The organism is Streptomyces sp. NPDC036984 (genome assembly GCF_055607665.1).
The window spans coordinates 1-14,779 of record NZ_JBVJRL010000018.1 but is presented as its reverse complement, the minus strand read 5'-3'; the positions used below and the strand labels follow the sequence as shown (position 1 = coordinate 14,779).

The window sequence follows — 14,779 nt, the reverse complement described above, 5'->3', positions numbered from 1 at the left end:
CGGCGCTCTACGGTGGGTGCCCATGACGCTCAGCATCCGCAACCAGCTCCCCGGAACCGTCACCGAGGTGCACCCCGGCGAGGTCATGGCCACCGTCAAGCTCCGGCTGGACGACGGCCCGCTCCTCACCGCCGCCATCACCCGCGAGGCCGCCGAGCAGCTCGCCCTCTCCCCCGGCACACCCGTCCGCGCGCTGGTGAAGGCGACCGAGGTGGCCGTGGCCACGAGTCGCGTCGACGGCCTGTCGATCCGCAACCAGCTCCCCGGCACCATCGCCCAGCTCACCACCGGTGAGGCCATGGCCTCCCTGAAGATCACCGTGCCCGGCGGCCGGATCACCGCCGTGATCACCAAGGACGCGGTCGGCGACCTCGGTCTTTTCGTGGGCTCAGACGTCATCGCCCTGATCAAGGCGACCGAGGTGTCCCTGGCGACGGCATAGGAACGGGTGAAGGCCCCGTCCGCGGCACGGACGGGGCCCTCACCCTCGTCGCTCAGTCCTCGTACGCGTCCAGCGGCGGGCAGGAGCACACCAGGTTCCGGTCGCCGAAGGCCTGGTCGATGCGGCGCACCGGCGGCCAGTACTTGTCGGCGATCGAGACGCCGGCCGGGAAGACGGCCTCCTCGCGGCTGTAGCCGTGCGTCCACTCACCGCCGAGCGCGGCGGCCGTGTGCGGGGCACCCCGCAGCGGGTTGTCCTCCGCGGGCCACTCGCCCGCGCCGACCTTCTCGATCTCCGCGCGGATGGCGATCATCGCATCGCAGAAACGATCCAGCTCGGTGAGGTCCTCGGACTCGGTCGGCTCGATCATCAGCGTGCCGGCCACCGGGAAGGACATCGTCGGCGCGTGGAAGCCGTAGTCGATCAGGCGCTTGGCGACATCGTCCACGGTCACGCCGGTCGCCTTGGTCAGCGGGCGCAGGTCGATGATGCACTCGTGCGCCACCAGGCCGCCGGGGCCGGTGTAGAGCACCGGGTAGTGCGGCTCCAGGCGCTTGGCGATGTAGTTCGCCGACAGCACGGCCACCTGGGTGGCCCGCTTCAGGCCCTCGCCGCCCATCAGGCGGACGTACGCCCAGGAGATGGGCAGGATGCCCGCGCTGCCCCAGGGGGCCGCCGAGATCGGCCCGACGCCCGTCTCCGGGCCCGCCTCCGGCTGGAGCGGGTGGTTCGGCAGGTACGGCGCCAGGTGCTCGCGGACCGCGACCGGGCCGACACCCGGGCCGCCGCCGCCGTGCGGGATGCAGAACGTCTTGTGCAGGTTCAGGTGGGAGACGTCACCGCCGAAGTGGCCCGGCTTGGCGAGGCCGACCAGCGCGTTGAGGTTGGCGCCGTCGACGTACACCTGGCCGCCCGCCTCGTGCACCTGGGCGCAGATGTCGGCGACGTGCTCCTCGAACACGCCGTGTGTCGACGGGTAGGTGATCATCAGCACCGCCAGCTCGTCGCGGTACTGCTCGATCTTGGCGCGCAGGTCCTCGACGTCGATCTCGCCGTCCTCGGCGGTCTTCACGACGACGACCTTCATGCCGGCCATCACGGCGCTGGCGGCGTTGGTGCCGTGCGCGGAGGACGGGATCAGGCAGACGGTCCGCTGCTCGTCGCCGTTGGCGCGGTGGTAGCCGCGGACGGCGAGCAGACCGGCCAGCTCGCCCTGCGAGCCGGCGTTCGGCTGGAGGGAGACCTTGTCGTAGCCGGTGACCTCGGCGAGGCGGTCCTCCAGCTCGTGGATGAGCGTGAGGTAGCCCTGGGCCTGCTCGGCGGGCGCGAAGGGGTGCAGCTGGCCGAACTCGGGCCAGGTGACCGGCTCCATCTCGGTGGTCGCGTTGAGCTTCATGGTGCAGGAGCCCAGCGGGATCATGCCGCGGTCGAGCGCGTAGTCGCGGTCGGCCAGCTTGCGCAGGTAGCGCAGCATCGCCGTCTCGGAGCGGTGCTGGTGGAAGACCGGGTGGTTGAGGTAGACGTCGGTGCGCAGCAGCGCCTCGGGCAGGGTGTCCTCTGCGGTCGCGTCCAGCGCCTCGACGTCGGCCTCGGCGCCGAAGGCGGCCCAGACGGCGGCCAGCTGGGCCCGGCCGGTCGTCTCGTCGCAGGCCATGGAGACGTGGTCGGCGTCGACCAGGCGCAGGTTGACGCCGTTCTCCCGGGCGGCGGCGACGACCTCGGCGGCCTTGCCGGGCACGCGCGCGGTGACGGTGTCGAAGAACGCGCCGTGGACGATCTCGACACCGGCAGCCTTCAGGCCCTCGGCGAGGATCGTGGCGTACCGGTGGGTGCGCCGCGCGATGGTCCTGAGCCCCTCGGGGCCGTGGTAGACGGCGTACATGCCGGCCATCACGGCGAGCAGCACCTGCGCGGTGCAGATGTTGCTGGTCGCCTTCTCGCGGCGGATGTGCTGCTCACGGGTCTGGAGCGCGAGCCGGTAGGCCTTGTGCCCGTCGGCGTCGAGGGAGACACCGACGAGACGGCCGGGCAGGCTGCGCGCGAACTTCTCCTGCACCGCCATGTAGCCGGCGTGCGGACCGCCGAAGCCCATCGGCACACCGAAGCGCTGGGTGGTGCCGACGGCGATGTCGGCACCCAGCTCGCCCGGCGAGGTCAGCAGGGTCAGGGCGAGCAGGTCGGCGGCGACGGTGACCAGGGCGCCCAGCTCGTGCGCCTGGTCGATGACCGGCTTGATGTCCCGTACGGCACCGGAGGCGCCCGGGTACTGGATCAGTACGCCGTTGATCTCGCGCTCGGCGATCTCGGCCGGGATGCCGTCGCTCAGGTCGGCGACGACGACCTCGACGCCGGTCGGCTCGGCACGCGTCTCGATCACGGCGATGGTCTGCGGCAGCGCGTCCGCGTCGACCAGGAACAGGCCCTTCTTGTTCTTGCCCATGCGCCGCGACAGCGACATCGCCTCCGCGGCGGCCGTGCCCTCGTCGAGGAGGGAGGCGCCGGACGTGGGCAGACCGGTGAGGTCGGCGACCACGGTCTGGAAGTTCAGCAGGGCCTCGAGCCGCCCCTGGGAGATCTCCGGCTGGTACGGCGTGTAGGCCGTGTACCAAGCCGGGTTCTCCATGACGTTGCGCAGGATGACCGGCGGGGTGAAGGTGCCGTAGTAGCCGAGGCCGATCATGGAGTCGAGGACCTGGTTGCGGTCGGCGAGCGAGCGCAGCTCGGCGAGCACCTCCGCCTCGGTGCGGGCGCCCGGCAGGTCCAGGGCATCGGCGTTCTTGATCACATCCGGGACCGCGGCGGCGGTCAGCTCGTCGAGCGAGCCGTACCCGGCCTGCGCGAGCATCTTGGCCCGCGCCTCCTGGTCGGGCCCGATGTGGCGCTGCTCGAAGGGGATGCCCGCTTCGAGCTCCGAAAGCGGCGTACGGTGGGCGGTCATGGCGGAGGCCTCCTGGTCTGACGCGACCTTCGAGGGGCACCACGGCGCGGGTACCCCGACGGCCTCCCCCTCTGTCATCTCAACCTGAGAGCTTCACCGGGCGCCTGTGCGCGCCGGCTTTCCCCGTCGGTGAGAGCGGAAGCCGTCGACACCCGCTCTGCTTTCCAGAGTGACCTCGTCCGTGCGGTACGTGAGCCTGAGAGATTCCGGGGAGGATTTGCTCCTTCGGCGCCTCCGAGGTGGTCGGAGGACTCTCCCGCACGGGGTCAGCAGCCGCTGTCAGCCTACCAGCGAGGTCAACGCCTGAGCCTTCGAGTGGCCGCCTCCTTGAATGTGCTCTTTTGTAGTGCTTACGGATGAGTTGCGACCACGTGGAGGGAGAGGGCCCGTGCAGACGGACATCGATCCGCGGAACCTGATCGGCCGCAAGGCGTTCGACCGCAATGGCACCAAGATCGGCACCATCGACGAGGTGTACCTGGACGACGCGACCGGCGTACCCGAATGGGCGGCCATACGCACCGGCCTGTTCTCCCGGGACGCCTTCGTGCCCTTGGAGCCCAGCGAACTCGTCGAGGGCACCCTCCACGTCCCCTTCGACCGCGCCCTGATCAAGGACGCCCCCGACTTCGGCGTGGGCCGTCATCTCTCCCCCGAGCAGGAACTCCAGCTCTACCACCACTACGGCCTCGACGTGGCCTCACCTCCCACGGTCCCGGACCACGACTTCGGGAAGCTGGCGGGGTCGGAAGAGGCCTGATCAGTGGCTTCGGCGGGGGCGGAGAATGCCTGATCAGTACCTTCGGCCGGGTCGGAGAATGCCTGATGCGTGGCTTCGGCGAGGTCGGAAGATGCCTCATCGCTGAATTGCTCCGGGGTCCGGGGCGGAGCCCCGTGTCGGCCACTGCTCGGCGGACCCAGACCGGCGGGCGGATGGGAAGAATCCGGAACCAACGGCAACGGATCAGCGGGCTCCAGCGCAGGATCGTCGACAAAAAACGTCCGTACCCGGCCCGGCTCGGACTGAGGCGTCTCGAACCGCACCGTCACCCGGCCCAGCCCACTCCCCTGCACCCACCCATGCCCGTGCTCGGCGTGCCGCACATCCTGCCCGGCCCGCCACTGCCGTTCGACCGGCTCCGGCCGCTCCGCAACAGCCGGAGCCGCACCTGTTCCCGGCTCCTCCGCCGCAGGCACCGGCACCGGCATCGCCTGCGCGAACAGATCCTCCTGTGTGTAGTAGGCGAGCCCGGACACCCCCACCCCGAGCAGCCGCACCCCGCCCGTGGTGTCCACCGAGTCCAGCAGCCGCGCCGCCGCCTCGCGGATGACCGCCGGATCGTCCGTGGGCCCTCTGAGCGTCTCCGACCGGGTCAGGGTGGAGAAGTCGTACCGCCGCACCTTCAGCACGATGGTCCGCCCCGACAGCCCGGCCTCGCGCAGCCGCCGTACGCACCGGTCGGCCAGCCGCTGCACCTCCATACCGACCCGCAGCCGGTCGTGGATGTCCACGTCGTAGGTGTCCTCCACCGACACCGACTTCGCCTCCCGCTCGGCCACCACGGGCCGCTCGTCGCGCGCCAGGGCCATCGCGTACAGCGCGTGTCCGTGCGCCTTGCCGAGCAGCCGGACGAGCTCGTCCTCGCCGGCCTCCGCCAGCTCGTCCACCGTGGTGATCCCGGCTCTGCGCAGATGGTCGCCGGTGGCCGGCCCGACCCCCGGCAGGGTCCGCACCGGCATCGGCCCCAGCAGGGCCCGCTCGGTCCCCGGCTCGATCACCACCAGGCCGTCCGGCTTGGCCTGCTCGGAAGCGATCTTCGCGAGCATCTTGGAGGCGGCGAGCCCGACCGACCCGGTGAGCCCGGTGACCGCCCGGATGTCCGCCCGCAGCCGCACTCCGGCCCGCCGCGCCGACTCCTCGTCCCAGGCCGCTCCCCCGGCCTCGAGATCCACGAACGCCTCGTCCAGGCTCAGCGGCTCCACCAGCGGCGACAGCTCCCGCAGCAGCGCCATCACCTGCTCGCTGATCGCCCGGTACAGAGAGAAGCGCGGCACCAGATACGCGGCGTTGGGTGCCAGCCGGCGCGCCTGGGCCATGGGCATCGCCGAGTGGACCCCGAACACCCGTGCCTCGTACGACGCGGTGGCCACCACCCCGCGCGGTCCGAGCCCGCCCACGACGACCGCCTTCCCGCGCAGGCTCGGCTTGGATGCCTGCTCCACCGAGGCGAAGAAGGCATCCATGTCGAGATGCAGGATCGTGGGCGCGTTTCTCACATCTCCGATGCTGCACCACGGCACTGACAATGCGGTGGTGCCGGAGCGCCCGACGGGATTCCGGCGGTCAGACCGCCCGGTTGCGGCGCCGGGCCAGCTCGTCCGCGGGGTTGTGCCCGACGAGTGTCTCGCCGGTGTCGATGCGCTCGCCGTGCAGCTGGGAGAGGGCGCTTTCCACGTCCCGCCACACCACGCCGACGGCGATCCCGAAGATGCCCTGACCGCCCTGGAGCAGGGCATGGACCTCGTCCGGCGAGGTGCACTCGTACACGGTGGCGCCGTCGCTCATGAGCGTCATCCGCTCCAGATCGCGGAAACCGCGTTCCCTGAGGTGCTGGACGGCCGTGCGGATGTTCTGGAGCGACACCCCGGTGTCCAGGAACCGCTTCACGATCTTCAGGACGACGACGTCCCGGAAGCTGTACAGCCGCTGGGTGCCCGACCCGTAGGCGGGCCGCACACTGGGCTCGACCAGACCGGTACGCGCCCAGTAGTCGAGCTGCCGGTAGGTGATGCCGGCAGCCGCGCAGGCCGTGGGCCCGCGGTAGCCGATCTGCTCGGACGTCATGGCCGCCACCCCTCCGCCGTTCGGCACCGCCGTCGGAAGCTGCGGAGCGTGATCGACCGCGCTGCCCGGATGGGGGAATCCCCCGCTCGAGCGCGGCCGTGAACTCGGGGGCGGGTACGGACCGCTCTCCCCCAAACTGCGTCCGGGGGCACCCCCAGCCGTACCGTCGCCGCTCGTTCTCACGCCGACCTCCGTCCTTGACCTGCCTTCTCGACGGTAGGCAGTCACCAGGGGTGCGTCAACGATCGCCACACTCGGCACGCCGAGTGATAATCACCCTAGGAGTGGTTTCCCGTGTCCCACCGCGGGGAAAGGCTAGCCGAATGCGCTCCCGGGGAGCCGTAGGACGCTCTCACTGGCCGGAGGCAATTGCCGGGGCGCCGGCCGCGCGGAGCCGCCGTTCGCCCCCGGAAAGACCGGGCCGACAGGGCCGGCCCCCGCCTCACTGGCTGCTGGTGCCGAAGTCCTCGGGCGAGATCTGATCGAGGAACTCGCGGAACTTCTCCACCTCGTCCTCCTGCTCGTCCGGAATGGCGATGCCCGCGTCGTCCAGCACCGTGTCACTGCCGTAGATCGGCGTCCCGGTGCGCAGGGCGAGCGCTATGGCATCGGAGGGGCGGGCGCTGACCTCGACCCCGCTGGCGAACACCAGCTCCGCGTAGAAGACGCCCTCCCGCAGATCGGTGATGCGCACTTCGGTCAGCTCCTGGCCGACCGCCTCCAGCACGTCCTTGAACAGGTCGTGCGTCAGCGGTCGCGCGGGCGCCATGCCCTGCTGGGCGAAGGCGATCGCCGTCGCCTCCCCCGGCCCGATCCAGATGGGGAGATAACGGTCGCCCCCCACTTCGCGCAGGAGCACGATCGGTTGGTTGGAGGGCATTTCGACCCGGACACCTACGACATCGAGCTCGTTCACACAGCAACCCTAGGCCGTGCTCGGGACGTTTGGGTAGTCGGGCCGGGAACAGGTGCCCGATCCGGCCTCTCCGGGACCCGCCGCTTCAGGGCAGCCGCACGCCGAGGGCGGTCTTGACCAGGGCCGCGTGCAGCTTGACCGTGAGGGCCGCCAGCTCCTTCGTGCGAGCCTCGGCAAGCGCTCTGGTCTGCGGGTTGCGGTGACGCTTGAGGGGGGCCACCACCTGGTCGACCAGCCCCGCCTCACGGTCGGCGGCGGCCTTCATCACCCGAAGGTGGCGCGGCTCGATGCCGAATCGGCCCAGCTCGGCGACGAGCGTGGCCACGGTGACGGCCTCGGCGTCGTACGCCCCTTCCTCCAGAGGAGCGATGAGCCCGTAGGACTCCCACTCCTTCAGCTCGCCCTCGTCGATGTCCGCCGCGGCCAGCAGCTCGGCCCTGCCGACCCGGGCCACCGTGGGCCCCGGCATGACCTCCGGCGCGTCTTCCGGGGTGCGCTGGCGCCCGACCAGCGGCAGCGGGAGGGCCTCACCCCGCTCCATGGCCTCCAGATGCTCGCGGATCACCTTGAGCGGCAGATAGTGGTCCCGCTGCATCCGCAGGACGTGACCGAGGCGCTCGACATCCTCGGCACTGAACTTTCGGTACCCCGACGGGGTCCGCTGCGGCTCGATGAGCCCCTCCGACTCCAGAAAGCGAATCTTGGAGATGGTGACTTCGGGGAACTCGTCGCGCAGCACGTTCAGCACCGTGCCGATGCTCATCAGCCCACTGTCCCTGGCGGCGGTACCGCTTCCGGCACCGCCGCTCGGTGTTTGAAGCATGGACCTTCCCTGGGGGATCCCCCCGGACGTCAGTCCGGGGGCGGGTCAGATGCCCTGCCGGCTCGCGTAGAACACCAGCCGGTACTTGCCGATCTGCACCTCGTCACCGTTCGACAGAGCGACCTGGTCGATGCGCTCGCGGTTGACGTACGTGCCGTTCAGGCTGCCCACGTCGGCCACCGTGAAGGAGCCGTCCGGGGAGCGCCGGAACTCCACGTGCCTCCGGGAGACCGTCACGTCGTCCAGGAAGATGTCGCTCTGCGGGTGACGGCCGGCCGTGGTCAGGTCGCTGTCCAGCAGGAAGCGGCTGCCCGAGTTCGGACCCCGGCGCACCACCAGCAGCGCCGAACCCAGCGGCAGCGCGTCCACCGCGGCCTGCGCCTCCGGGGAGAGCATCGGCAGCGGCGTCTGGCCCGTCGCCTCGGAGTCGTAGGCCTCGAGACCGGAGATCGAGATCGTCGAGGTCGTCTCGGAGGCTCGCTCGGGCGCCACACCGGGACGCAGCGGCGCCCCGCAGTTGGAGCAGAACCGGGCGTTCTCCGCATTCCGGTTACCGCACCTCGTACATACCAGGACCGACATCGACGGATCCTCCTGCCGCGGCTGCCCCGCCGGGGCGTTGGACGCGTACGGGCCGGAGGCAAACCCTCCACCCGTACCTGAGGTTGACGGTTGCCCGAAACCTATGCCGCCGGACCGGGCAGGGTCAACAGACGCCGCGCCCTGAACACCCGAAATGTCACCGCCCGGACCAGCGACCTGGTCCCGGAACAGCGGGCGCTGGCCCTCCGCGTCGGGCTGTGCGCGATGACGAGCGGTCGCGTTGTCGCTGCCCTCTCGCGCGCTCTTGCCGAACAACTTCGCAAACAACTTCACGGGCGATTCCCCTTGACCGAAACAGACCCGCCCGTGGGGCAGGACGAACCCTGATTGCCTACACCGGCCGAGCCGGACATTCTCACAACGTCCGTATCCACCAAACAGTTTCCATCACGCACCACCTCTTCGGTGCGCCGACCCCCCGCAACCTCATGCCCCTGCCCGACGGCCCCCATGCACCGCCGGTTCACTGGGAGGACGACCGAGCGTAGTCAGGCCGCTTCGCCTGTCGCAAGGCGTCCACGACGATCTTGTCCGACCGCTCGACAGTCACCGTCGCCTGCTCCTTCTCCAGGGTCTGCACCACACCTCCAGGGATGTTCAGCGCCGGCTCGAGGTCCTGCGGCTTGCCGATGACCTTGAAACGATAGGGAGCGTTGATCTTGTTCCCGTCGACGCTCACCGCTTTGTCCCCGTCGGTGAAATAGGTGCCGGTGACCACCCGGACCCCGTTGACCTGGATCGCCTCCGCGCCGGCCGCGCGCAACTCCTGGATCGCGTCGAGCAGCATGTCCGCCTGGACCGTCCCCTTCGTGTCCTCGATCGTCATGGTGATGCCGGGACCCTCCGCCGCCACGGTGCCCGCCAGAATGCCGAGTTGTCTTTCCTTCTCGGCGGTCTGCCGGCGTGCCTCCGCGGCCTGGTCGGAGCTGCTCTGCAGCTCCTGACGCTGCTTTTCGAGTCCCTGCTTCTCGTCCTCAAGACGCTGAGTACGCGAATCCAGTTCATCGAGGATGCGCACAAGATCTTCCTGACGTGCCCCGCGCAGCGCGCTGTCGGTGTCACTGTTGGACGCCACCTGCACCGCCAGGCCGAAGCCGAGGCCGAACAGCAGCAGCGCCACGATGAGTTGAGCCCGGGTGAAGCGCGGCGGCCACAGGCCCTTGACGAGCCGCTGCCGGCCCGTCAGCGGCTGCTGAGGATCTTCGCCGGCCTGCTGCCCGGCATCGGGCGCGGGTGCGGGCGCGGGCACCTCGGCCGGCAGTTCCCTGCGCAGCCGGTTCTCGGGCTGATCACTCCGGCCGTTGCGGTCGTTCTGCTCGCTCATGACCGTCACGCCCGGAACACGTGCCGACGGATCGCCGCGGCGTTGGAGAAGATCCGGATGCCCAGGACCACGACCACACCCGTGGACAGCTGCGCGCCCACGCCCAACTTGTCACCCAGGAACACGATCAGGGCGGCGACGACCACGTTCGACAGGAACGACACCACGAAGACCTTGTCGTCGAAGATGCCGTCCAGCATGGCCCGCAGGCCGCCGAAGACGGCGTCCAGCGCCGCGACGACGGCGATCGGCAGATAAGGCTCGACGACCGCCGGAACCTCGGGACGGACCAACAGGCCGGCCACGACTCCCACGACGAGGCCCAGTACGGCGATCACGATGTGCCCTTCTCGGTTTTCTCGGACTTCGGCTGTGCTGTTCGTACGATCACACTGGGGGCGGCGGGCAGCCGGAGATCGCCCTCCGTGGAGATGGTGGCGCGGATGCCGTAGTTCTCCTCCAGGGCATGCAGATACAGGCCGTCGGCGCTGTTCTGGAACCTGGTGCTCAACCTGTCCCCGTCGCCCACCGCCAGCACCGTGTACGGCGGCACCAGCGGCCTGTTGTCGACCAGTATCGCGTCGCCCGCGGCCCTGATCGCGGACAGGGCGGTCAGCCGCTGCCCGTTGATGGAGATCGCCTCGGCCCCGGAGGCCCACAACCCGTTGACCACGCGCTGCATGTCGCGGTCACGCACCCGGCCGGTGTCGGAGAAGCCCGACGTCTCCCGGGGATTGGCGCCGTCGCCGCCGGTGCCGGCCTCCTTGGCGTCGTTCACGACGAGCTTGACCCCGGGACCGTGCGCCGCGGTGGCGCCGGACAGCAGACCCACCAGATCCGCGTCGGCGCTGCCGCCGCTCGACTTCAGAGCCGCCCGCTGGCGAGCGCTGACGTCGTCGCGCAGCTTGTCCACCGTGCTCTCGAGCTTGTCCGCGTCCGCGGTCTCGCTGTCGATGCGGTCGATCAGCTCCTGGCGCTCCTTGGCCACCACGGGCGCCGTCACGCGCGCCTGTGCCGCTCCCACGGTCACGACCAGCGCCGCGAGGACGAGACCGGCGGCCAGGCCCAGCTTGGCCCGGAGTGTCCTCGGCAGACCGCCCTCGCCCAGCGACTTCTTCCGGGCGGCGGCCTCGGCGTACCCGTCGTCGAGGCTGTGGTCCATGACGTTGGTGATCAACGACATGGAGGCGTCCGGGCGCTGCGGCCGCGTGGGGCTGCTCCGAACGGGGGGTTGCTGCGGCATGCCGCACATCGTCGCATGTCGCGAGCAGTACCTCCGAACGGCCCCACCGGCGTGCCGGACAGGCCCCCTTGGGGACACTTGTCCGGCACGCACGCGTGCAGCGGCTTTTGCCGTCCTCACCGGCCAGGGCTCACCGGCGGGCGCGGCCGGGCCGACGGCTGTCCGCTGCCGCCCGGCTCAGCCGTGGGCGCAACCTGACCGGCAGCCGACCGCTGCCACCAGGATCACCGGCCGGCGCTGTCCACGACGGCCGACCACTCGTCCAGCAGAGCCTGCGCGGAGGCGTCGTCAGGGCCCTCCGCCCACAGGTGAGTGACCGCCTCCGCCGGGTCGGGCAGCACCATCACCCAGCGCCCGTCGGTCTCCACGACCCGCACACCGTCGGTCGTGTCGACAAAGCGATCTCCTGCGGCCTCGACCACCCGTCGCATCACCAGCCCCTTGACGGCCCACGGCGTCGCGAGGTCCCGCTTGAGGACGTGCGCCCGCGGGATCCGGGCATCGATCTGGCTCAACGTGAGCTGCGTCCGCGCCACCAGCCCGATGAGCCGCACGAAGGCCGCCGTGCCGTCGTAGACGCCGCTGAACTCGGGGACGATGAACCCGCCCTTGCCGTCGCCGCCGAAGATGGTGCCCTCCTCGCGCCCCACGCGCGTGAGGTCGTCGGGCGAGGTGGTGGTCCACTCGACCTGGGTGCCGTGATAGGCGGCCACCTGCTCGGCGATCCGGGTGGTGGTGACCGGCAGCGCCACCCGCCCGCTGCGCCGCTCGGCGGCCACCAGGTCCAGCATCACCAGCAGCGCCCGGTCGTCTTCGATGATCCGGCCCTTCTCGTCCACGAGCGACAGCCGCTCGCCGACCGGGTCGAACCGCACACCGAAGGCGGCACCCGAGGAGGCCACGATCTCCCCGAGGCGCACCAGCCCGTTGCGCCGCATCTCGGCCGTCTCCGTGGGCCGGGACTCGTCCAGACCGGGGTTGATGGTCAGCGAGTCCACCCCGAGCTTGCCGAGCAGGCTGGGCAGCACCAGACCAGCGCTGCCGTTCGAAGCGTCCACAACAACCTTGAGACCCGCTGCCGCTATCCCGGTCGTGTCGACGTTCCGCAGCAGCGACCCGGTGTACGAGTCGAAGACGCTCGCCGGGAAGTACAGGTCACCGATCTCGCCCGGGAACGCCCGCCGGTATTCCTGGCGTGCGAACACCCGGTCCAGCTTCCGCTGGCTGCCCTGGGAGAGGTCCGCGCCCTGGCCGTCGAAGAACATGATGTCCACCGAGTCCGGGACACCCGGTGAGGTCCGGATCATGATGCCGCCGGCGCTGCCGCGCGCGGTCTGCTGCCGGGCCACCGGCAGCGGCACGTTCTCCAGGTCCCGTACGTCGATGGCGCTGGCCTGAAGCGCGGAGATCACCGCACGCTTGAGCGCCCGGGCCCCCCGGGAGTGGTCGCGAGCGGTGGTGACGGTGGAGCCCTTCTTCAGGGTCGTCGCGTAGGCGCCGGCGAGCCGCACCGCCAGCTCGGGCGTGATCTCGACGTTCAGGATGCCGGAGACACCCCGGGCGCCGAACAGATGGGCCTGGCCCCGGGACTCCCAGATCACCGAGGTGTTGACGAAGGCACCGGCCTCGATGGTCTTGAACGGATAGACCCGGACGTTGCCCTGAACAATCGATTCCTCACCGATCAGGCACTCGTCACCGATGACCGCGCCGTCCTCGATGCGGGCCGCCCGCATGATGTCGGTGTTCTTCCCGACGACGCAGCCACGCAGATTGCTGTGCTGCCCGACGTACACGTTGTCGTGCACGACGGCCTTGTGCAGGAAGGCACCGCTCTTGACGACGACGTTGGAACCCACGACGGTGTGCTCGCGGATCTCCGCGCCGGCCTCCACCTTGGCGTAGTCGCCGATGTAGAGCGGCCCGCGCAGTACGGCGTCGGGGTGCACCTCGGCGCCCTCGGCGACCCACACGCCCGGGGAGAGCTCGAAGCCGTCGATGTCGACGTTGACCTTGCCTTCGAGTACGTCCGCCTGAGCCTTCACGTAGCTCTCGTGCGTGCCGACGTCCTCCCAGTAGCCCTCGGCGACATAGCCGTAGATCGGCTTGCCTTCCTTCATCAGCTGCGGGAAGACGTCGCCGGACCAGTCGACCGGCACGTCGGCCTCGACGTAGTTGAAGACCTCGGGCTCCATCACATAGATGCCCGTGTTGACGGTGTCGGAGAAGACCTGTCCCCAGGTCGGCTTCTCCAGGAAGCGTTCGACCTTGCCTTCCTCGTCGACGATGGTGATGCCGAACTCCAGCGGATTGGGCACACGGGTCAGACAGACCGTGACCAGCGCGCCCTTCTCCTTGTGGAAGTTGATCAGCTCCGTGAGGTCGAAGTCGGTCAGGGCATCACCGGAGATGACGAGGAAGGCATCGTCCTTCAACGCCTCTTCGGCGTTCTTGACGCTTCCGGCGGTACCGAGTGGCTTCTCCTCATTGGCATAGGTGAGCTCCATACCGAGCTCTTCGCCGTCACCGAAATAGTTCTTGACGAGCGATGCCAGGAACTGCACGGTGACAACGGTCTCGGTGAGCCCGTGCCTTTTGAGCAGCCGTAGCACGTGCTCCATGATCGGGCGGTTCACCACGGGCAGGAGCGGCTTGGGCATGCTAGAGGTCATGGGGCGCAGGCGAGTGCCTTCGCCCCCGGCCATCACGACGGCCTTCATGTCGGAAGCGTCCTCCTCCAAGAGACGACGGTCTAGCCGACTTCACCCGTCCAGATTGTCCCGCACTTTTCCACCGCGGGCCATCGAGGCGTCAGGTCGGGACAATCGCCGAGCTCAATCGGCCGTGGTGTCCGCTCGAACCAATCGGCGGACCTGTACCACGTAGAGCACTCCTGCCCACCAGTAGAGGGTTGTACCCCATCCGGCGAACGCCCATCCGAAAATGGCAGCCAGTGACGCGATCCAATCACTTCCGTCACTGAGGAGCAGGAGCGGGAAGGCATACATCAGGTTGAAGGTTGCGGCCTTCCCCAGGAAGTTCACCTGCGGCGGCGGATACCCGTGCCGGCGGAGGATCCCCACCATCACCAGGAGAACCAGTTCCCTCACCAGCAGCAGCCCGGTCAGCCAGATCGGGAGGATCTCCCGCCAGGTGAGACCGACCAGCGTGGACAGCACGTAGAGCCGGTCGGCGGCAGGGTCGAGAAGCCGGCCGAGGCTGCTGATCTGATTCCAGCGCCGGGCGAGCTTGCCGTCGAGGTAGTCGCTGACTCCGCTGAAGGCCAGCACCAGGAGGGCCCAGCCGTCGCTGTTGGGTCCGCCGAACTCCGGCCTGAGGATCAGCCAGAGGAAGAGGGGTACGCCGACGAGCCGCGCCATGCTGAGAATGTTGGGGATGGTGAGGACCCGGTCTGTTTGGACACGGGTCTCCTGGACCTCCACCCGGGGGCCTCCTGTGGGAAAAGAGCCGACGATGCCCCCTGACCTTACCTCAACGCAAAAAAGCTCCGGCTCTTGGGCAGTGCCCAAGAGCCGGAGCTTCAAAAGGAGTTCGGCGGCGTCCTACTCTCCCACAGGGTCCCCCCTGCAGTACCATCGGCGCTGTGAGGCTTAGCTTCCGGGTTCGGTATGTAACCGGGCGTTT

At 69.5% G+C, this 14,779-nt stretch carries 13 protein-coding genes, 1 rRNA gene and 1 riboswitch; of the genes, 2 read left to right on the top strand and 12 right to left on the bottom strand.

Features of this window, described 5'->3' with window-relative positions:
- Positions 1-22 precede the first annotated feature (22 nt).
- Positions 23-442: a TOBE domain-containing protein gene (locus tag ACZ7DL_RS28205; protein ID WP_470778263.1), complete on the top strand. Its 420-nt coding sequence runs from the start codon at positions 23-25 to the stop codon at positions 440-442.
- A 52-nt stretch (positions 443-494) separates the two neighbouring features.
- On the opposite strand, the gene gcvP is transcribed toward ACZ7DL_RS28205, so the two are convergent.
- Positions 495-3,380 (bottom strand): aminomethyl-transferring glycine dehydrogenase, encoded by a 2,886-nt coding sequence (gene gcvP, locus ACZ7DL_RS28200; protein WP_470778261.1) that lies wholly within the window; start codon positions 3,378-3,380, stop codon positions 495-497.
- Between the two features lie 174 nt (positions 3,381-3,554).
- Positions 3,555-3,649: riboswitch (glycine riboswitch) on the bottom strand.
- Between the two features lie 119 nt (positions 3,650-3,768).
- Here gcvP and ACZ7DL_RS28195 point away from each other — a divergent pair.
- The gene (locus tag ACZ7DL_RS28195; RefSeq protein WP_470778259.1) at positions 3,769-4,140 is read left to right on the top strand and encodes a PRC-barrel domain-containing protein; all 372 of its coding nucleotides are present in this window, start codon (positions 3,769-3,771) and stop codon (positions 4,138-4,140) included.
- Here the strand turns inward: ACZ7DL_RS28195 and ACZ7DL_RS28190 are convergent.
- The 11 genes from ACZ7DL_RS28190 to rrf all read right to left on the bottom strand — a co-directional run.
- Positions 4,062-5,657 carry a DNA polymerase IV gene (locus tag ACZ7DL_RS28190; RefSeq protein ID WP_470778257.1) on the bottom strand — a complete coding sequence of 532 codons (1,596 nt, stop codon included), beginning with the start codon at positions 5,655-5,657 and terminating at the stop codon, positions 4,062-4,064. The two genes, ACZ7DL_RS28195 and ACZ7DL_RS28190, sit on opposite strands and share 79 nt — an antisense overlap.
- A gap of 67 nt (positions 5,658-5,724) precedes the next feature.
- Positions 5,725-6,408, bottom strand: a complete 684-nt coding sequence (locus ACZ7DL_RS28185; protein WP_470778255.1) for a MerR family transcriptional regulator — start codon at positions 6,406-6,408, stop codon at positions 5,725-5,727.
- Between the two features lie 259 nt (positions 6,409-6,667).
- Complete coding sequence (locus tag ACZ7DL_RS28180; protein WP_026253112.1) at positions 6,668-7,141, bottom strand: bifunctional nuclease family protein; 474 nt, start codon at positions 7,139-7,141, stop codon at positions 6,668-6,670.
- Positions 7,142-7,226: 85 nt separating this feature from the next.
- Positions 7,227-7,964 carry a transcriptional regulator FtsR gene (gene ftsR, locus ACZ7DL_RS28175; protein ID WP_470778253.1) on the bottom strand — a complete coding sequence of 246 codons (738 nt, stop codon included), beginning with the start codon at positions 7,962-7,964 and terminating at the stop codon, positions 7,227-7,229.
- A 45-nt stretch (positions 7,965-8,009) separates the two neighbouring features.
- On the bottom strand, positions 8,010-8,840 hold the full coding sequence (locus ACZ7DL_RS28170) for an FHA domain-containing protein (protein WP_470778251.1): 831 nt from the start codon (positions 8,838-8,840) through the stop codon (positions 8,010-8,012).
- Positions 8,841-9,030: 190 nt separating this feature from the next.
- Positions 9,031-9,891, bottom strand: a complete 861-nt coding sequence (locus ACZ7DL_RS28165) for a DUF881 domain-containing protein (protein ID WP_470778249.1) — start codon at positions 9,889-9,891, stop codon at positions 9,031-9,033.
- A gap of 5 nt (positions 9,892-9,896) precedes the next feature.
- Complete coding sequence (locus ACZ7DL_RS28160) at positions 9,897-10,229, bottom strand: small basic family protein (RefSeq protein ID WP_003988855.1); 333 nt, start codon at positions 10,227-10,229, stop codon at positions 9,897-9,899.
- Entirely contained in the window at positions 10,226-11,134 is a 909-nt protein-coding gene (locus tag ACZ7DL_RS28155; RefSeq protein ID WP_470778247.1) for a DUF881 domain-containing protein, read from the bottom strand. The genes ACZ7DL_RS28160 and ACZ7DL_RS28155 overlap by 4 nt, the downstream gene beginning before the upstream one ends.
- A gap of 224 nt (positions 11,135-11,358) precedes the next feature.
- Positions 11,359-13,854 carry a sugar phosphate nucleotidyltransferase gene (locus ACZ7DL_RS28150; protein WP_470778246.1) on the bottom strand — a complete coding sequence of 832 codons (2,496 nt, stop codon included), beginning with the start codon at positions 13,852-13,854 and terminating at the stop codon, positions 11,359-11,361.
- A gap of 114 nt (positions 13,855-13,968) precedes the next feature.
- Positions 13,969-14,577: a CDP-alcohol phosphatidyltransferase family protein gene (locus ACZ7DL_RS28145; protein WP_470778244.1), complete on the bottom strand. Its 609-nt coding sequence runs from the start codon at positions 14,575-14,577 to the stop codon at positions 13,969-13,971.
- Between the two features lie 107 nt (positions 14,578-14,684).
- A 5S ribosomal RNA gene (rrf, locus tag ACZ7DL_RS28140) occupies positions 14,685-14,779 on the bottom strand; the annotation flags it as partial.